The organism is Thioalkalivibrio sp. (assembly GCF_041685615.1).
GTDB lineage: Bacteria > Pseudomonadota > Gammaproteobacteria > Ectothiorhodospirales > Ectothiorhodospiraceae > Thioalkalivibrio.
In genome coordinates, this window is record NZ_JAWLFK010000009.1 from 23330 (window position 1) to 40827 (window position 17498).

Annotated in this window: 15 protein-coding genes; 9 read left to right on the forward strand and 6 right to left on the reverse strand. The window is 68.5% G+C overall.

Annotated elements, in window-relative coordinates:
• Nucleotides 1-13: 13 nt before the first annotated feature.
• The 6 genes from ACESLR_RS03160 to def all read right to left on the reverse strand — a co-directional run bounded on the left by ACESLR_RS03160 (nt 14) and on the right by def (nt 7309).
• Nucleotides 14-1393 (reverse strand): sigma-54-dependent transcriptional regulator, encoded by a 1380-nt coding sequence (locus ACESLR_RS03160; protein WP_373023658.1) that lies wholly within the window; start codon nt 1391-1393, stop codon nt 14-16.
• On the reverse strand, nt 1390-3594 hold the full coding sequence (locus ACESLR_RS03165; RefSeq protein ID WP_373023659.1) for an ATP-binding protein: 2205 nt from the start codon (nt 3592-3594) through the stop codon (nt 1390-1392). The genes ACESLR_RS03160 and ACESLR_RS03165 overlap by 4 nt, the downstream gene beginning before the upstream one ends.
• A gap of 280 nt (nt 3595-3874) precedes the next feature.
• Complete coding sequence (locus ACESLR_RS03170; protein ID WP_373023660.1) at nt 3875-4453, reverse strand: DUF4390 domain-containing protein; 579 nt, start codon at nt 4451-4453, stop codon at nt 3875-3877.
• Nucleotides 4453-5811 carry a 16S rRNA (cytosine(967)-C(5))-methyltransferase RsmB gene (gene rsmB / locus ACESLR_RS03175; protein WP_373023661.1) on the reverse strand — a complete coding sequence of 453 codons (1359 nt, stop codon included), beginning with the start codon at nt 5809-5811 and terminating at the stop codon, nt 4453-4455. Before rsmB ends, ACESLR_RS03170 begins: the two co-directional genes overlap by 1 nt.
• A complete protein-coding gene (gene fmt, locus ACESLR_RS03180; protein WP_373023662.1) occupies nt 5811-6776 on the reverse strand; it encodes a methionyl-tRNA formyltransferase in 966 nt (321 codons plus the stop codon). Before fmt ends, rsmB begins: the two co-directional genes overlap by 1 nt.
• Nucleotides 6776-7309, reverse strand: a complete 534-nt coding sequence (gene def, locus ACESLR_RS03185) for a peptide deformylase (RefSeq protein WP_373023663.1) — start codon at nt 7307-7309, stop codon at nt 6776-6778. Before def ends, fmt begins: the two co-directional genes overlap by 1 nt.
• 142 nt (nt 7310-7451) lie before the next feature.
• Here def and ACESLR_RS03190 point away from each other — a divergent pair, with 142 nt between their 5' ends.
• The 9 genes from ACESLR_RS03190 to ACESLR_RS03230 all read left to right on the forward strand — a co-directional run bounded on the left by ACESLR_RS03190 (nt 7452) and on the right by ACESLR_RS03230 (nt 17436).
• Nucleotides 7452-8606, forward strand: coding sequence for a LysM peptidoglycan-binding domain-containing protein (locus tag ACESLR_RS03190; protein WP_373023664.1), 1155 nt, complete (start codon nt 7452-7454; stop codon nt 8604-8606).
• 320 nt (nt 8607-8926) lie between these two features.
• Nucleotides 8927-10066, forward strand: coding sequence for a DNA-processing protein DprA (gene dprA / locus ACESLR_RS03195; RefSeq protein ID WP_373023665.1), 1140 nt, complete (start codon nt 8927-8929; stop codon nt 10064-10066).
• On the forward strand, nt 10063-10548 hold the full coding sequence (locus ACESLR_RS03200; protein ID WP_373023666.1) for a DUF494 family protein: 486 nt from the start codon (nt 10063-10065) through the stop codon (nt 10546-10548). Before dprA ends, ACESLR_RS03200 begins: the two co-directional genes overlap by 4 nt.
• Nucleotides 10549-10689: 141 nt before the next feature.
• Nucleotides 10690-13245, forward strand: coding sequence for a DNA topoisomerase I (locus tag ACESLR_RS03205; RefSeq protein ID WP_373023667.1), 2556 nt, complete (start codon nt 10690-10692; stop codon nt 13243-13245).
• Nucleotides 13232-13837, forward strand: coding sequence for an L-threonylcarbamoyladenylate synthase (locus tag ACESLR_RS03210; protein WP_373066640.1), 606 nt, complete (start codon nt 13232-13234; stop codon nt 13835-13837). Before ACESLR_RS03205 ends, ACESLR_RS03210 begins: the two co-directional genes overlap by 14 nt.
• Nucleotides 13838-13853: 16 nt before the next feature.
• Nucleotides 13854-14783: an oxygen-dependent coproporphyrinogen oxidase gene (gene hemF / locus ACESLR_RS03215; RefSeq protein ID WP_373023669.1), complete on the forward strand. Its 930-nt coding sequence runs from the start codon at nt 13854-13856 to the stop codon at nt 14781-14783.
• Between the two features lie 23 nt (nt 14784-14806).
• A complete protein-coding gene (hemB, locus tag ACESLR_RS03220; RefSeq protein ID WP_373023670.1) occupies nt 14807-15820 on the forward strand; it encodes a porphobilinogen synthase in 1014 nt (337 codons plus the stop codon).
• The gene (gene aroE, locus ACESLR_RS03225; protein ID WP_373023671.1) at nt 15820-16668 is read left to right on the forward strand and encodes a shikimate dehydrogenase; all 849 of its coding nucleotides are present in this window, start codon (nt 15820-15822) and stop codon (nt 16666-16668) included. Before hemB ends, aroE begins: the two co-directional genes overlap by 1 nt.
• Before the next feature lie 105 nt (nt 16669-16773).
• Nucleotides 16774-17436 (forward strand): OmpA family protein, encoded by a 663-nt coding sequence (locus ACESLR_RS03230; RefSeq protein WP_373023672.1) that lies wholly within the window; start codon nt 16774-16776, stop codon nt 17434-17436.
• The last annotated feature ends 62 nt before the right edge of the window (nt 17437-17498 follow it).

The window sequence follows — 17498 nt, forward strand, 5'->3', positions numbered from 1 at the left end:
TCCCGGAGCGGATTCAGCTATCGGATTTCACGCGCTTGGGGTCGATCCCCAGCGCCTTGAACTTGCGGTACAGGTGCGTGCGCTCCAGCCCCACCCGCTCGGCCAGGCGCGTCATGTTGCCCTCGGAGCGCTCCAGCTGCTGTTGCAGGTATTCGCGTTCGAACTGCTCGCGTGCCTCGCGCAACGGGAGATCGGGGATGGCGACACCCCCCTCCGCGGCCTCCTCGGCACGCTGCGGCTGCCCGCTCAGGGTGCGCTCCACCTCGTCGCGAGTGATCTCGTCGCCGGAACCCAGGATCATCAGACGCTGCACCAGGTTGCGAAGCTCGCGCACGTTGCCTGGCCAGTGGTACTGCTGCAACCGCTCCATCGCCGGGCGCTGGAAGTCCCGCACCGGCAGCCCCTCCTGCTGGTGCAGGTGCCGCATGTGACATTCCAGTAGCTCGGGGATGTCCTCCGGGTGCTCGCGCAGCGGCGGGATCGCCAGCGGCAGGACGTTCAACCGGTAGTACAGGTCCTCGCGGAAGTGGCCCTGCTCCACCGCCTCGGCCAGGTCGTAATGGCTGGCCGCGATCACACGCACATTCACGCTGATCGGCTGACTGCCGCCAATTCGCGTGATGCGCTGGGTGTCCAGGGCATGCAGCAGGCGCCCCTGGGTCTGCAGGTCCATCTCCGCGACCTCGTCCAGGAACAGCACGCCGCCCGCCGCCTGCTCCAGCAGGCCGTAGCGCACGTGCTCGCCCTGCTCGCTGCCGAACAGTTCGGCGATCGCCTCGTCGCCCGAGAGCGACCCCACCGAGACCACGATGAACGGGCTCTCGCGACGCGCGCTGCGCGCATGCAGCAGCCGGGCGAAGGTCTGTTTGCCAACCCCCGGCTCGCCGGTGATCAGCACCCAGGTGTCGTGCTGCGCCATGCGCTGCACCTGGTCGCGCAGGTTCACCATGGTAGCGCTCTCGCCCACGGGGTCCTGGACCGTTCCGGCGTGGCGCTTCAGGCCCACGTTCTCGCGCTGCAGGCGCGCGGCCTCCAGGGCATTGTTCAGGGTGATCAGCAGCTTGTCGATGGACAGCGGCTTCTCGATGAAGTCGTAGGCCCCGAGCCGCGTGGCATCGACGGCGGTCTCGACATTGCCGTGCCCGGAGATCATCACCACCGGGCACGGCAGGCCCTCGTCGTCGCTCCATTCCTTCAAGAGCGAGATGCCGTCGCCGTCCGGCATCCAGACATCCAGCAGGATCAGGTCGGGGCGACGGCTACGGCGCTGCGCCTTGGCCTCGGCCACGGAGCCGGCCAGCGCCACCTGGTAGCCCTCGTCCTCCAGCACATCCTGCAACAGCATGCGGATGTCCGGCTCGTCGTCGACCACGAGTATGTAGGCTTCGCTCATTCGGGCTCCTCGTGAACCACCGGACCATGCTCCACCGGGATGCGGATGCGGAACACCGCGCCCCCCTGCCTGGACTCCGCATTATGGCACTCAATCATGCCGCCATGTTCTTCCACGATCTTCTGCGCGACGGCCAGACCGAGACCTGTGCCCCGCGGCTTGTCGGTGGTGTAGGGCTCGAAGATGCGCTCGAGGAACTCCGGCTTGATGCCAGGACCGGTGTCGGTCACCCGCAGCTCGATGTGCGGCCCGGCGGGGTCGTCGAGGTACGCGGTTGCGACATGCACCTCCATGTCCTCGTGGCCCTCGCCTGCCTCCAGGGAGTTCTTGATCAGGTTGTGCAGCAACTGGCGCAGACGGCCGGCATCGCCATGGATCCGCGGCAGGGACGCATCCAGCGTGACATCGACGCGCGAACGCCCTTCGTGGTCCAGGTACAACTCGCAGACATCCCGGATCAGCTGGTTCAGGTCCACCGATGCGCGCTCCAGCTGCGGGGCCTGGGCATAGTCGCGGAAGGCGTTGACCAGCGTCTTCATCGCCTCCACCTGCTGCACGATGGTCCCGGTTGCCCGGTCCAGCACCTCGCGATCCGCCCCCTCCAGCACCTTGCCCAGGCGCCTGGACAGGCGCTCGGCGGACAGCTGGATCGGCGTCAGCGGGTTCTTGATCTCGTGCGCGAGGCGCCGGGCGACCTCGCCCCAGGCGGCGTCACGCTGGGCCTTGAGGAACTCGGTCATGTCGTCGAACACGATCGCGTGCAGCCCCCGGCTGGAGCCGGAGGTCGGCAGCCAAACCGCGCGGGTCATCAGCACCTTGCGCCCGCTGCGGGTGAACACCACCACCTGGCGCGACCATTCTGCCTCCTGGCGTACCAGGGCATCGCTGATCGCCTCGAAGAACTGGGCCACCAGCGGGCACTCGTCGCCCACCTCCGACATCACCCGGGTCCGCGCCCCCTGCAGGTCGCATTCCAGGATCTCGCTGGCCGCGGCATTCGCGGTACGCAGGCGCAGGCTGCCATCCAGCGCCAGCACGCCGGAGCGCAAGTGCTGCAGCACGCTCTCCAGGTAGGCGCGTTCGGCATCCAGGAGGCGGCGGTTGCGCTCGGCCTCGTCGCGCGCCTCGTTCAGTGTGCGGGTCATGGTGTTGAACGACTGCACCAGGAAACCCAGCTCGTCGGCGCGCTGCACCGCCAGGCGGGTGCTGTAGTCGCCCTGGGCCACCATGCGGGTGCCCTGCACCAGGTCCGAAATCGGGCGCACCATGCGCCGCGCCACCAGCAACCCGGCCCACAGCGCCGCCATCAGCGAGATCGCCAGGGCCAGCGACAGCGTGAACACGAAGCCCTGGATCATCGGTCCGCGCAGGTAGGCGAATTCGCGGTAGTCGGCAAAGGCATCCTGCACCCGCAGTGACAGGGCGCTCATGCGCGGGTCCACCGGGTAGATGCCCTGCAGGATGCGGTTCTCCGACCCCGGCCGGCGGCTGCTGGTCGTCGCCACCACGCGGATGATCAGTGAGCCGTCGGACTGCGGCTCCAGGCGCGAATACGGCTGCTCCGGGCGGACGCGCATCAGGATATCGGAGCCTGGCGGGGTCGGGAGCCTGCGGATCGGGCTGTCAGTGCTGGAGGCGATGATACGGTTATTGGAACCGACGAGGGTCAGCTCCTGCGCTTCGACCTGACGGCGGTAGTCGTTGAGGGCCAGGGGGACCAGACCCTCCGAGACCCCCTCGAGATCGCTCATCAGCTCCTGTGTCTCGGTCGCCAGCTGGCGCACCCGCAGGTCCAGCGACGAGCGCGACAACTCCAGCGCGTCCTCCAGCGCCGACTCCACGCGCACGTCGAACCAGGCGTCCACGCCCTCGTTCAGGAACTTGAAGGAGAAGTAATAAACGACCGACACCGGCAGCACCGCCACCAGCATGAATACCGCGACCAGGCGCAGCGTCAGCCGGCTGCCGGGCAGCCCGCGGCGATACTGGATCGCCATGCGCACCAACTGGTAGATAATCAAGCCACCCAGTGCCACCAGCACGGCGACATGGAACACGAGCAGCCACAGGAACAGCTGCTCGAAGCGCGCCTGGTTCTGGGCGGCATCGCCCATCACCACCAGCGAGGTCAGCAGCAGCGCGAACAGGAGCCCGATGCCGAGGAACCCCCACGGGAAGCCCCTTGGGGAAACGCTGATCAACGTACACCCTCGCGTTGGTCACCCAGGTTTTCCGAAACAAGGCACGGTCCGCAGCCGGTAGCCATTCTACCGGCAAGGGCCGCAACGCCGGATCGGGGAACCTGGGTGACCAACCCCACGAACCATTGAAAGCAGAGGCTCGGCCGCCCGTTGTGATCAAAAACGGGCCGGCGCACGGCGTTGCGGCTCCCTTGTGCAGAATGACTGCACGGCAGTCGCCGCGCCTTGCTCGCACGCAAAAGCGACGAAGCCGCGAGCGTGTACGTTGACCAGCGTTTCCCTAATCCAGCGACCATCGCCACCACTCCTGTCGCGTCGTCAGATCACCGCGCAAGCCGGCATCGAGTTGAAGCGGCAGGGGTAGCGCGGAATACACCAGCATCAGCCGCGCCGCCAGATCGAACTCGCCGGGGTTTGCGCGGACCGCCTCCGGCACCTCGTCGAGAGGCAGCCGCCCCAGCCGCCGGGCGACCAGGTCGAGGGCATCCCCGAGGGTTGGTTTCAGGTCCATGCGTTCGTCGGTCACCGCGGTTACCAGATAGTGCCGGTTCAGCGCAAAGTATTGCAGCTGGACCCGTCGTGTCTCGCTGCCCAGGGTATCGCGCCCGACCCGCCACCCCTGCTCCAGGCGGGCCTCCGCCTCGAACTCCAGGGTCACGCCGTTGGCCAGCGCATCCTCCAGCACCGCGGGCAGGTGCATTTCGATGTCCAGGCGCACCAGCACGGTGGCGTCGTCCAGCCACATATGGTTCGCGTCACGGATCTCCACCGCATTCGCCGGTGCGGACAACGCCAGCAGCACCAGCAGCCCGCACAGCGCCGCCAGGGGCCCGCGCCTCGCAGATACGTGTTCCGGCATCAGGGGGCCTGCTTCTCCAGCAGCGCGTAATAGAAGCCGTCCCCGCCTTCCAGACCCAGCGGCAGCGACACACCGACCGGACGGGCCTTGCTGCCGGGAATACCCTTTGCGTTCGCCAGCGGCAGGGCCCGTGCATTCGCGGTCGCCGCGACGAACGGGGCCACCACCGCCTCGTTCTCCGGCGACAGCAGCGAGCAGGTGGCGTACAGCAACCGGCCGCCGGGGCGCAGCAGGCGCCAGGCACCGGCCAGGAGCCGGGCCTGCTCCGCGGCCAGGCGCGGAATGTCCTCGGCGCGGCGCAGGGTCTTGATATCCGGGTGACGCCGGATCACGCCGGTGGCGGAGCAGGGCACGTCCAGCAGGATCGCGTCGAAGGCCTCGCCGTCCCACCAGTCGTCGGTGGCTTCCAGGTCGGCCGCGACCCGGTGCGCGTCAAAGCCCAGCCGGTCGAGGTTCTCCCGCACCTGCTCCAGGCGCTCGGGATCGTTGTCGAGCGCGGTCAGATCCAGTTCCCCACCGGCGCGCTCCAGCAGGTGCCCGGTCTTCCCGCCCGGCGCCGCGCAGGCATCCAGCACGCGCTCGCCCGGCCGGGGGTCCAGCAACTGGCCGGCCCATTGTGCCGAGGCATCCTGGACCGACAGCGCCCCGTCGGAGAACCCCGGAAGCGCGGCCACGTCGACCGGTTCTTCCAGCGTCAGTGCGCTGGAGAGCGCCGGGTGTGGCCGCGCCGGGGTGCCGGCGGCGGACAGGGCCTCCAGCGCCGCCTCGCGGCTGCCGCGCTGCAGGTTCACCCGCAGGGTCATCGGCGCCGGCAGCGTCGAGGCCTCGAGCAACGCCTGCCAGTCCTCGGGCCAGGCGTCGCGAATCGCCTCCAGCAGCCACGCCGGAACCGCATAGCGCAGCACCGGGTCCGCCTCGATCCCGGTGGCCAATGTGTCCTGCTCGCGCAGGGCACGGCGCAGCACCGCATTGATCAGCCCTACCGCGCCGGGGCGATGGATCTCGCGCGCCAGCTCGGCGGTCTCGCGCACTGCGGCGTGATCCCGCGTACCAAAATGCAGCACCTCGGCCAGGCCCTGCGCCAACAGCACGCCGATCACGGCATCCTTCTTGCGCAGCGGCCGGTCGAGAAAGCCGTCGACCAGCCCCTGCAGCTGCGGATACCAGCGCAGTGTGGTGTAGGCGAGCGCCTGCACCCAGGCGGCATCGCGCGACGCGAGCCCCTCGGTCGCCAGGTCCACCGCCCGGGTCAGCGACTGCCCCTGCAGCACCACGCGCTCGATCGCCTCCAGTGCTCGCTGGCGCGGCGAACGCGAATCCACCCGCGAGGGCGCCACGCGCTTTTGCTTGCCTGCCATCAGACCGCCCCCGTCAGGGTCTGGCCAACCAGATCGGCATTACGAGCCCAGTCGGACGCCGCGACCGCGCGACGCCCGGGCAGTTGCACCGTTTGCAGCCGCAGGACGCCATCCCCGGTGGCCACGTCCACGCCTTCCGGCCCGGCCTCCAGAATGGTGCCCGGCGCCGCATCAGCGGCAACGGCGATGGGGCTCGCGGCATGCACCCGCACGACCTGTCCCTGCCAGCCGGTCTGGGCCACCGGCCAGGGGTTGAACGCACGCACCTGGCGGTCCAGGGCGGGGGACGACTGCGACCAGTCCACCCAGGCCTCCTGTTTCTCCAACTTGCGGGCGTAGGTAGCCTGCGCGTCGTCCTGTGGCCAGGGGGCAGACTCGCCCGCGGCAATCGCCGGGAGCTGCTCCACCAGCAACTGCGCACCCTGGCGGGCCAGGGTGTCGTGCAGGCTGCCGGTGGTGGTCTCCGGCGTGATCGGGGTGCGCCGACAGGCATGTACCGGGCCGGTATCCAGCCCCGGGGCCATCTGCATCAGGCAGACCCCGGTCTCGGCATCCCCCGCGAGGATGGCGCGATGAATCGGCGCCGCGCCACGCCAGCGCGGCAGCAGCGAGGCATGGATATTGAGCCCCCCCAGCGGCGGTAGGGCGAGGACAGCGCGTGGCAGGATCAGCCCGTAGGCGGCCACGATCAGGATATCCGGGCGCCAGGCCGCGAGCTCGGCCTGTGCCTCGGCCCCCTTGAGACTCTCCGGCTGCACCACCGGCAGCCCCGCGCCCTCGGCGACCTGCTTCACCGGACCCGGGCGCCGCTTGCGCCCGCGCCCCGCCGGGCGATCCGGCTGGGTGTAGACCGCGACCGGCGCATGCCCGCTCTCGATCAGGGCCTCCAGCGCCGGGACCGCAAAATCCGGCGTCCCGGCATAGACGATACGCAGGGACTCGACGTCCGTGTCCGCCACCCCCATCAGACCGCGGGGACCGCGGCCTTGTCACCCGCCCCCGCCCGGGCGCCCTGCTTCTCCAGCTTCTTGCGGATGCGGCTGCGCTTCAGGCTGGACAGGTAATCGACGAACAGCTTGCCGTCGAGGTGGTCGATCTCGTGCTGGATGCACACCGCGAGCAGGCCGTCGATTTCCAGCTCGAAGGGCTGGCCGTCGCGCCCCAGGGCACGCACGCGGATGCGGTCAGCGCGCTGCACCTTTTCGTAGAAACCGGGCACGGACAGGCAGCCCTCGTCCATCTCCTCCTCGCCCGAGGTGTCCAGGATCTCGGGATTGATCAGGGCGTGCGGCTCACTCTGGTCCTCGGAGACATCCGCCACCAGCACGCGCTTTTGCACATTGATCTGCGTGGCGGCCAGGCCGATGCCGGGGGCCGCATACATGGTCTCGAACATGTCGTCGACCAGGGTACGGATCTCGTCGTCCACCTCGGCCACCGGCTCGGCCTTCAGGCGCAGCCGGGGATCGGGGAAGTGCAGGATTTCACGCTTGGCCATGAAAAAACCTCAAACTTTGTACTGTACAGACGTCGCAATTCTGCTAACGTTGGACCGCAATATCCGCGGAATTGCGTCATCCGATTGGGGCCGGGCCACAGGAAGGCTCGGGGAGCGCGCGGACCTGACAGGGGACATCAAAATGTACAAGACCAGGGCCACCACGACCTTCGTTCTGCCGGGGATTCTGTTTAGTGTAACGCTGTTGCTGGGCGCCTGCGCGGCCACCCCGGAGAACGGCGACGCCGAAACGGCCACGTCCGATTCCGGCGAAACACAGGCCGAAGCCCGCCCGGCGCGCGACGCCCAGGAAGACCGCGCCGAGGCGGAGCCGGAGATCCGCGAATCCGCGCCGGAACGCTACGTCGTGAAGAAGGGCGACACCCTCTGGGACATCTCGGCGATGTTCCTGCAGGATCCTTGGTACTGGCCGGAGATCTGGCTGGTCAACCCCGAGATCGAGAACCCCCACCTGATCTATCCGGGTGACGTCCTGAGCATCCATTACGTGGACGGCCAGCCGCGCATCATGGTCGACGGCGGCCCGCGCGTGCGCCCGACCCACCGCCTGTCGCCCGAGGCCCGGGTGGTGGAACGCGACGAGGACGTCTCCCCCATCTCCACCCTCCAGTCGTTCATGTTCCGCCCGCAGGTGCTGGACGAGGAAACCCTCGAGGACGCCCCGTACATCCTCGCCTCGCAGGACGAGCGCGTGATCTTCGGCCCGGGTGACCGGGTCTACGTACGCAACGCCGAGGACACCGAACAGTACGAGCTCTACCACATCGTCCGCGACGACGGCATGCTGACCGACCCGGATACCGGGGAGGAACTGGGTGTCGCCACCCTGCCGGTGGGCGAGGCGGAGATCGTCGAACCGGGCAACGTCGCCCGGGCCGACATCCGCAAGGGCGAGCGCGAGGCCATCCGCGGCGACCGCCTGGTGCCCTATGCCGAAGAGCAGGACATGCTGTTCGACATCGGCCGCGCGCCGGACGGCACCGAGGGCACGATCATCTCGCTGTTCGACGCGATCAGCCAGGTCGGCCAGCTCCAGGCCGCCATCATCAACCGCGGCGAACGCGACGGCATCGAGAACGGCCAGGTCTTTGCCGCCTTCACCGCCGGGCGCGAGGTCCGCGACCCGATCAGCGATCGCGCCAACGACGTAGTCACCCTGCCGGAAGAGGAAGTCGGCACCGTGATGGTCTTCCAGACCTTCGAGAAGGTCTCCTACGTGCTGGTGACCGAAGCCGAACGCACCCTCCGCGAGGGCGACAAGGTTCGCACTCCCTGATCGGGCTAGGGAAACACTGATTAATGTACGCAGTCGCGTTGGTACCCCAGGTTTTCCGAGACGATGCGCGTCGTGCAGCGGGTAGTGGTTCTGCCCGCAAGCGGCGCAACGCAGGATCGGGGAACCTGGGCTGCCAACCCCACAAGCGATTGAATGCAGGGGCTCGGCCGCCCGTTGTGGACGAAAACGGGCGCGCGCACAGCGTTGCGGTTCCCTTGTGCAGAATGACTGCACGGCGGTCACCGCGCCTTGTTCGCACGCCAAAGCGACTCGAGCGCGAGTGCGTACATTAATCAGTGTTTCCCTAGTGATCCGGATCCATGGGTGATGCGGGCGCCGCGGCCGCGCCGCACGAGGACTGGCTGCACCTGATCAACACCCCCGGTCTCGGTCCGCGGCGCCTGCTGCAACTGGTCAAGGCCTTCGGCACCCCGGGGCATGCCCTCGCCGCTCCCGCTGCCGAATGGCAGCGGGCGGGCATCGACCTCCAGCTGGACGACGCCGCACGCCAGGCCCGCGACACAGGAGCCGAGGCCGACCGGGCCTGGCTGGATGCCGACCCCCGGCATTCCCTGCTGTGCCTGGACGACCCGGCCTATCCGCCCCTGCTGGACGAGCTCCCCGATCCGCCACCGGTGCTGTACCTCAACGGCAACCCGGAACTGCTCCGCGCCCCGCAGGTCGGGATCGTCGGGAGTCGCGACGCCACCCCGCAGGGCGAACGCCTGGCCAGCGAATTCGCGCGCGAACTGGCCTCGGCCGGGCTCACGATTACCAGTGGCCTGGCGCGCGGCATCGACGGCGCGGCCCACGAAGGCGCCCTGGCCGCGCCCGGCGGGCGTACCATCGCGGTGGTCGCCACCGGCCCCGACCGCATCTACCCGGCCCAGCATCGACGCCTCGCCCACCGCATCGCGGACCATGGCCTGGTGGTCTCGCTGTGGCCCACCGATACCCGGCCGCTGGCGCGGAATTTCCCACAGCGCAACCGGGTCATCAGCGGCCTGTCGCTAGCCACCCTGGTCGTCGAGGCGGCCCTGCAAAGCGGGTCGCTGATCACCGCACGCCTGGCGGCCGAGCAGGGTCGTCAGGTCTATGCGGTCCCTGGATCGGTCCTCAGTCCCGCCAGCCGCGGGTGCCACCGGCTGATCCGGGACGGTGCCCAACTGGTGGAGTCGGCCGAGGAGATCCTGGACGATCTCGCGGACTGGATGGGGGTAACACCCGATACAGCCGAAACCCAGACCGAGCCTGCGCGCGAACCACTGGACCCGGAGCAGGAACGCGTGCTGAACGCGATGGGGTTCGACCCGGTACCGCTGGAAACCCTGCGCGAACGCACCAAATTGACCATCGAGCAGCTTTCATCCATGCTGGTTTTGCTTGAACTCCATGGCCGCGTGGCCGCCCTCGACCATGGGCGCTACCAGCGCCTCGACGCAGGATCCCCCGAATCATGAACGAGAACGTGCTGGATGTGCTCATGTATCTCTTCGAGCACACCATCGACGAGGAATCCGACGAGGAGCCGGACCGCTCGGAACTGGAACGCCACCTGGTGGAGGCCGGTTTCGCCCGGCGCGAGATCGATCGCGCCCTCGGCTGGCTGGATCGCCTGATGAGCGAGGCCCCGCTGGCCGGCCGCGGCGGCGATGGCGCCGCCCATCGGATCTACGCCCCCGAGGAGCGCAAGCGCCTGGACACCGAGGCCCACGGCTTCCTGCTGCACCTGGAACAAAACGGGCTACTGACCGCCGGAACCCGCGAGCTGGTACTGGACCGCGTGATGGAGCTGGATGCCGAGGAAATCGACCTCGACCAGCTGCGGTGGGTAGTCCTGATGGTACTGTTCAACCAGCCGGACGACGCGATCGCCTACTCCCGCCTGGAAGAGGTCATGCGCGACGATTCGGGGCCGTCGGCCGTGGATTATCTGCACTGACTTCCCCGTCTTTCGATGGTCACGCGGTAGCCACGGGCGTTTTCGTCAACTAGTCTTTAGCGCCCGTGAACCCGGTTGCACGCCTGCAACCGCCACCGCCCCGACACGGAACCCGCTGCCACGGAGACGGTCCCGAGCGACATGAGCAAGCACCTCGTCATTGTAGAGTCCCCTGCCAAGGGCAAGACCATCGAGAAATACCTGGGGCCCGACTACCAGGTTCTCGCCTCGTACGGCCATGTGCGCGACCTGGTCCCCAAGGAGGGCGCGGTGGATCCGGAAGACGGCTTCCGGATGAAGTACGACATCATCGAGCGCAGCGAGAAGCAGATCGAGGCGATCGCCAAGGCGCTCAAGAAGGCCGACGACCTGATCCTCGCGACTGACCCCGACCGTGAAGGCGAGGCGATCTCCTGGCATCTCTACGAGGTCCTGCGCGAACGCGGCCTGCTGGAGGACCGCGGCGTACACCGCGTGGTGTTCCACGAGATCACCAAGAAGGCGATCCAGGAGGCGATCGAGGAGCCGCGCGACCTGGCCCAGCCGCTGATCGATGCCCAGCAGGCGCGGCGCGCGCTGGACTACCTGGTCGGCTTCAACCTCTCGCCACTGCTGTGGCGCAAGATCAAGCGCGGCCTGTCCGCCGGGCGCGTACAGAGCCCGGCGCTGCGCATGATCTGCGAGCGAGAGGACGAGATCGAGGCCTTCGTCGCGCGCGAGTACTGGACCCTGGATGCCCTGAGCGAACGCCAGGGCCAGGCCTTCACCGCGCGCCTGACCCACCTCGATGGCAACAAGCTGGACCAGTTCGACCTCAACAGCGCCAATCTCGCGCACGATGCCCAAAAGCGCCTGACCGACGCCGCCAACGGCGAACTGAAAGTCGCCAAGGTCGAGAAGAAGCAGCGCCGCCGCAATCCGGCCGCGCCGTTCACCACTTCGACCCTGCAGCAGGAGGCCTCGCGCAAGCTCGGCTTCACCGCCAGCCGCACCATGCGCACCGCGCAGCAGCTCTACGAGGGGATCGACCTCGGCTCCGGCGCGATCGGCCTGATCACCTACATGCGGACCGACTCGGTGGCCCTGGCCGGCGAGGCGATCGCCGAGATGCGCGGCCTGATCGAGGAGCGCTACGGCGCCAACAACGTCCCCGACAGCCCGCGCCAGTACAAGACCAAGTCGAAAAACGCGCAGGAGGCCCACGAGGCCATCCGCCCGACCTCCGTGCGCCGCCTGCCGAACGAGGTGCGCGAGCGTCTCAGCAGCGACCAGGCGCGCCTGTACGACCTGATCTGGAAGCGCACCGTCGCCTGCCAGATGACCCACGCGACCTTCGACACCGTCGCCGCCGATCTGGTCCCCGGCGACACCGAACACCGCTTCCGCGCCACCGGCTCCACCCTGGTCGACCCCGGTTTCATTGCCGTGTACCAGGAAGGCCGTGACGACGCGTCCGAAGACGACGAGGACAAGCGTCTGCCCGAGATGGCCGAGGGCGACACGGTGAAGCTGAACGAAGTCACCGCCGACCAGCACTTCACCGAGCCGCCCCCGCGGTACACCGAGGCCAGCCTGGTGAAGACGCTGGAGGAATACGGCATCGGCCGTCCCTCGACCTATGCCAGCATCATCTCCACCCTGCAGTCGCGCGAGTACGTGGAGATGGACGGCAAGCGCTTCATCCCGACCGACACCGGCCGGATCGTGAACAGCTTCCTGACCCAGCACTTCGACCGCTACGTCGACTACGACTTTACCGCGAAGCTGGAAGACGAGCTCGACGCCATCTCGCGCGGGGAAAAGGACTGGGTCCCGGTGCTGGAGGAATTCTGGGGCGATTTCCGTGACCGGGTGAAGGAAAAGGAAGAGAATGTCACCCGCGCCGAAGCTGTGCAGTCGCGCGAACTGGGCCCGGACCCCAAGAGCGGGCGCCCCGTCTCCGTACGCCTCGGGCGCTTCGGGCCGATCGTGCAGATCGGCACCAAGGATGACGAGGAGAAGCCGCGCTTCGCCGGGCTGCTACCCGGTCAGAAGATGGACAAAATCACCCTCGACGAGGCGCTGGAGCTTTTCAAGCTGCCGCGCGATCTCGGCGAGACGCCCGAGGGCGAGCCGGTGATGGTGAACATCGGCCGCTTCGGGCCCTACGTGAAGTACGGCTCCAAGTACGCCTCCCTGGGCCCGGACGACGATGTCTGGACCATCGATCTGCCGCGCGCACTGGAGATCGTCGCCGAGAAAAAGAAGAAGGATGCCGAGCGCTTCATCAAGAGCTTCGATGACGAGGGCATCCAGGTCCTGAACGGGCGCTACGGCCCGTATGTGACTGACGGCAACAAGAACGCCAAGATTCCGAAGGAGACCGACCCCAAGTCCCTGACACTGGAGCAATGCCAGGAGCTGATCGCAGCCGCTCCGGAACGCAAGGGCCGCGGACGCAAGGGCGCAGCCAAGTCGACCGCAAAGGGCTCCGGGAAGACGGCCACCAAAGCCACTGGCAAGACCGCCGCCAAGTCGAAGTCGTCCGGCACGAAGAAGACAACCACGAAAAAGGCCGCCAGCAAGGCGGGCCCGAAGAAGACTGCCGCGAAGAAGTCGCCGGCGAAGAAATCGGGGGGCGCGAAATCCGGCGACGATGGCAATGCCGGCGACAGCCGCCTGAGCGCCCAGCCCTCCGGCGACCGTGGATCGGAATAAGGCCCCGCTACTGACCCCCGAGATCGACCCCGTCGCGCAGGCAGTGCGCGATGGAGGCGTGATCGCCTACCCCACCGAGGCGGTCTTCGGCCTCGGCTGCCGCCCGGACGCCCCCGAGGCGATCGAACGCATCCTCGAGATCAAGGGCCGCCCGGCCGCCAAGGGAATGATCGTGGTGACGGATACGCTCGAGCGCCTCGGCGACTGGCTCGCCCCGCTGCCGGACGCACACCGCCCCGCGATCGAGGCAAGCTGGCCCGGGCCGACGACGTGGCTGCTGCCCGTCACCGCCGAATGCCCGCCCCTGCTGCGCGGCGACCATGACAGCCTCGCGGTGCGCGTCACCGCCCATCCCGCGACCCGCGCCCTGTGCGCGGCTGCCGGCAGCGCCCTGGTCTCCACCAGCGCGAACCGCGCGGGCGCGGAACCCTGCCGCAACTGGGATTGCGTTGCCTCACAACTCGGGGCGGGCATCGATGCGATCCTGCAGGCAGAATGTGGCGGGCGCGACGCCCCTAGCGCGATCCGCGACGCCCGCACCGGGGCCTGGCTCCGGGGCGCGCCGGGACCCGACGCAAACACCGAACACTGAGCAACCGGGACGCAGCATGAGCCAGGACAACGTCTCCATCGAACGCGTAATCGACTACCTGCAGGGCCTGCAGGACCGCATCTGCCAGGGCCTCGAGGGCCTGGACGGCCAGGCCCGCTTCGAGGAGGACGCCTGGGAGCGGCCGGCCGGTGGGGGCGGGCGAACCCGCGTGCTGCGCCAGGGCGCCGTCTTCGAGCAGGCCGGAGTGAATTTCTCCCACGTAATGGGCGACAACCTCCCGGGCTCGGCCACCGCCCACCGACCCGAGATGGCCGGGCGCTCGTTCCAGGCCACCGGCGTGTCCCTTGTGATCCACCCGCACAACCCCTTTGTTCCGACCTCGCACGCCAACGTGCGCTTCTTCATCGCCGAGAAGCCCGGCGAGGACCCGATCTGGTGGTTCGGCGGCGGCTTCGACCTGACGCCCTACTACGGCTTCGACGAGGACTGCATCCACTGGCACCGTACCGCCGAGGCCGCCTGCCGCCCGTTCGGCGAGCACCTCTACCCGGCGCACAAGAGCTGGTGCGACGAATACTTCCACCTCAAGCACCGCGACGAGCCGCGCGGTGTGGGCGGACTGTTCTTCGACGACTTCAGCGAGGGCGGGTTCGAGCACGCCTTCGGCTACATGCAGAGCGTGGGCAACGCCTACCTCGACGCCTACGCCCCGATCGTCGAACGCCGCCACGCCACCGACTTCGGCGAGCGCGAGCGCCAGTTCCAGCTCTACCGCCGCGGGCGCTATGTCGAGTTCAACCTGGTTTACGACCGCGGTACCCTGTTTGGCCTGCAGTCGGGCGGGCGCACCGAGTCGATCCTGATGTCACTGCCGCCGCTGGTACGCTGGGAGTACAACTACCAGCCGACGCCCGGCACGCCCGAGGCCGAACTGTACGAACGCTATCTCAAGCCGCGCGACTGGCTCGCCGAGACGGCCGGCTGACTCCAAACACGCAAGGACCTGGCATGACCGCACCGATTGCCCCCTACCCCGCCGGACGGCCGCGGCGCATGCGCCGCGACGACTTTTCCCGCCGCCTGATGCGCGAGCACCACCTCCGCGCGGACGACCTGATCCAGCCGGTGTTCGTCACCGAGGGCGAGGGCGTGCGCGAGGCGGTGCCGTCGATGCCCGGCGTGGAACGTGTCTCCATCGACCAGCTGCTGGAAGAGGCGGCTGCCGCCGTGCGCCTGGGCATCCCGGCGCTGGCGCTGTTTCCGGTGGTGCCAGGCGAAAAGAAGAGCCTGGATGCGGCCGAGGCGTGGAACCCCGAGGGGCTCGCCCAGCGCGCGGTGCGCGCACTGAAGGCGGACCACCCGGGACTGGGCGTGATCACCGACGTCGCCCTGGATCCGTTCACCACCCACGGCCAGGACGGCATCATCGACGACGACGGCTACGTGGTGAACGACATCACCGTCGAGGCGCTGGTGAAGCAGGCGCTGTCGCATGCCGCCGCCGGCGCCGACGTGGTCGCCCCCTCCGACATGATGGACGGTCGCATCGGCGCGATCCGCGGTGCCCTAGAGGACGGCGGGCACGTGCACACGCGTATCCTCGCCTACTCCGCGAAATACGCCTCCGCCTTCTACGGCCCGTTCCGCGACGCGGTGGGCTCGGCCGGCAACCTCGGCAAGGGCGGCAAGGAAACCTACCAGATGGACCCGGCCAACGGCGACGAGGCCCTGCACGAGGTCGCGCTGGATCTCGCCGAAGGGGCCGACATGGTGATGGTCAAGCCGGGAATGCCGTACCTCGACGTGGTGCGCCGCATCCGCGACGAATTCCGGCGCCCGACCTTCGTCTACCACGTCTCCGGCGAATACGCGATGCTCAAGGCCGCCGCCGAGCGCGGCTGGCTGGACGAGCGGGCCTGCGTCCTGGAAGCCCTGACCGGCATGAAGCGCGCCGGGGCCGACGGCATCCTCACCTACTACGCGCGCGCCGTGGCCGAATGGCTGGCGGAGGACGCGGCGTGATGAGCGAGGCGCGCCCGGACCGGTACGCGGTGGTGGGCAACCCCGTCCACCACTCGCTATCCCCGCGCATCCACACCCTGTTCGCCGAACAGACCGGTCAGCATCTCGTGTACGAGGCCCGCCTGGGGACCCCGGGCCAGTTCGCCGAGGAGGTCAACGCCTGGTTCTCCGAGGGATTCAAGGGCCTCAACGTGACCGTGCCGTTCAAGGAGGAAGCCTTCGCCCTGGCCCGATCCCTGACCGACCGTGCGCGCCATGCCGGGGCGGTCAACACCCTGTGGCGCGATGGCGACCACCGGATCCATGGCGACAATACCGACGGTGTCGGCTTCTGCCGCGACCTCGACCGCCTCGGCTTCTCCGTGCGCGACCGCCGGATCCTGATCCTGGGGGCCGGAGGCGCCACCCGCGGGCTGCTGCAGCCCCTGCTGGAAGGCGCGCCGGAGACGCTGATCGTCGCCAACCGCACCGTGGCCCGCGGCGAGGGCCTGGTGGACGCCTTCCGCGATATCGCCCCGGCCACCCGGCTCTCCGCCTGCGGCCTGGACGCCCTGCCGCAGGGCCCCTTCGACCTCGTGGTGAATGCCACCGCCACCGGTCTCGGCGACGACGCACTGGATCTCCCCGGTCATCTCGTCCACCCGCACAGCCTGGCCTACGACCTGGTCTACGGCGTCGGCGCCAAGCGCTTTCTGGACTGGGCCGCCGGCGCGGGCTGCGCGAAGGGCAGCGACGGCCTCGGCATGCTGGTGGAACAGGCGGCCGAGGCCTTTTCCATCTGGCGCGGGATGCACCCGGAGACGGATCCCGTCCTGCGTCAACTGCGTCACGAAATGACCGGTAAATAGCCCACCCGCCGCCCGGGTTCATGGACGGTTCACGCGCCACGGCGCAAGCTTGAACGCGAGGCTCCCTCCATCCGCACGGGGCCAGCGAACACCGGGAGATTCATCATGCAACGCATTCTCGCCCTGGCCGCCACCAGCGCCCTGGTACTGGTGGTGGGCTGCACCACCACCGACCCTTACACTGGGGAAGAACGCGTCTCCCGAACCACCATCGGGGCCGGCATCGGGGCCGCCACCGGCGCGGTGCTCGGCAGCGTCACCAGCAGTCGCAACCGCACCCAGCGCGCCATGATCGGCGCCGGTATCGGGGCCCTGGCCGGCGGCGCCATTGGCAACTACATGGACCGCCAGGAGGATGCGCTGCGCGAACAGCTGCGCGGGACCGACGTCAGCGTGACCCGCGACGGCGACAACATCATCCTCAACATGCCGAGCAACATCACCTTCGATTTCGATCGCAGCGAGATCAAGCCACAATTTCGTGACGTCCTCGACTCGGTCACACTGGTCCTGGAGGAGTTCGACAAGACGGGTATCGAGGTCGCCGGGCACACCGACAGCACCGGCCGGGTGGAATACAATATGGACCTCTCCGAGCGCCGTGCCGAGAGCGTGGGTCAGGCGCTGATCCGCCGTGGCGTACAGCCGGTTCGCGTACACACCATCGGTCTCGGGCCGCATCAGCCGGTCGCGACCAACGACACCGATGCTGGCCGTGAACAGAACCGTCGCGTCGAACTCACCCTGTTCCCGCTCACCGCCGACTAACCCGCACGTTCCAGCCCGACGCCCAACGCCGGGCCGGTCTTGTCCTCGCGTCGTCTCCAGCG

What these genes read in the sequence shown, in the direction of transcription:
- ACESLR_RS03160 (WP_373023658.1), bottom strand. Translation starts at nt 1,393, where the DNA reads ATGAGCGAAGCCTACATACTCGTGGTCGACGACGAGCCGGACATCCGC.
- ACESLR_RS03170 (WP_373023660.1), bottom strand. Translation starts at nt 4,453, where the DNA reads ATGCCGGAACACGTATCTGCGAGGCGCGGGCCCCTGGCGGCGCTGTGC.
- rsmB (WP_373023661.1), bottom strand. Translation starts at nt 5,811, where the DNA reads ATGGCAGGCAAGCAAAAGCGCGTGGCGCCCTCGCGGGTGGATTCGCGT.
- fmt (WP_373023662.1), bottom strand. Translation starts at nt 6,776, where the DNA reads ATGGGGGTGGCGGACACGGACGTCGAGTCCCTGCGTATCGTCTATGCC.
- def (WP_373023663.1), bottom strand. Translation starts at nt 7,309, where the DNA reads ATGGCCAAGCGTGAAATCCTGCACTTCCCCGATCCCCGGCTGCGCCTG.
- ACESLR_RS03190 (WP_373023664.1), top strand. Translation starts at nt 7,452, where the DNA reads ATGTACAAGACCAGGGCCACCACGACCTTCGTTCTGCCGGGGATTCTG.
- dprA (WP_373023665.1), top strand. Translation starts at nt 8,927, where the DNA reads ATGGGTGATGCGGGCGCCGCGGCCGCGCCGCACGAGGACTGGCTGCAC.
- ACESLR_RS03200 (WP_373023666.1), top strand. Translation starts at nt 10,063, where the DNA reads ATGAACGAGAACGTGCTGGATGTGCTCATGTATCTCTTCGAGCACACC.
- ACESLR_RS03205 (WP_373023667.1), top strand. Translation starts at nt 10,690, where the DNA reads ATGAGCAAGCACCTCGTCATTGTAGAGTCCCCTGCCAAGGGCAAGACC.
- hemF (WP_373023669.1), top strand. Translation starts at nt 13,854, where the DNA reads ATGAGCCAGGACAACGTCTCCATCGAACGCGTAATCGACTACCTGCAG.
- hemB (WP_373023670.1), top strand. Translation starts at nt 14,807, where the DNA reads ATGACCGCACCGATTGCCCCCTACCCCGCCGGACGGCCGCGGCGCATG.
- aroE (WP_373023671.1), top strand. Translation starts at nt 15,820, where the DNA reads ATGAGCGAGGCGCGCCCGGACCGGTACGCGGTGGTGGGCAACCCCGTC.
- ACESLR_RS03230 (WP_373023672.1), top strand. Translation starts at nt 16,774, where the DNA reads ATGCAACGCATTCTCGCCCTGGCCGCCACCAGCGCCCTGGTACTGGTG.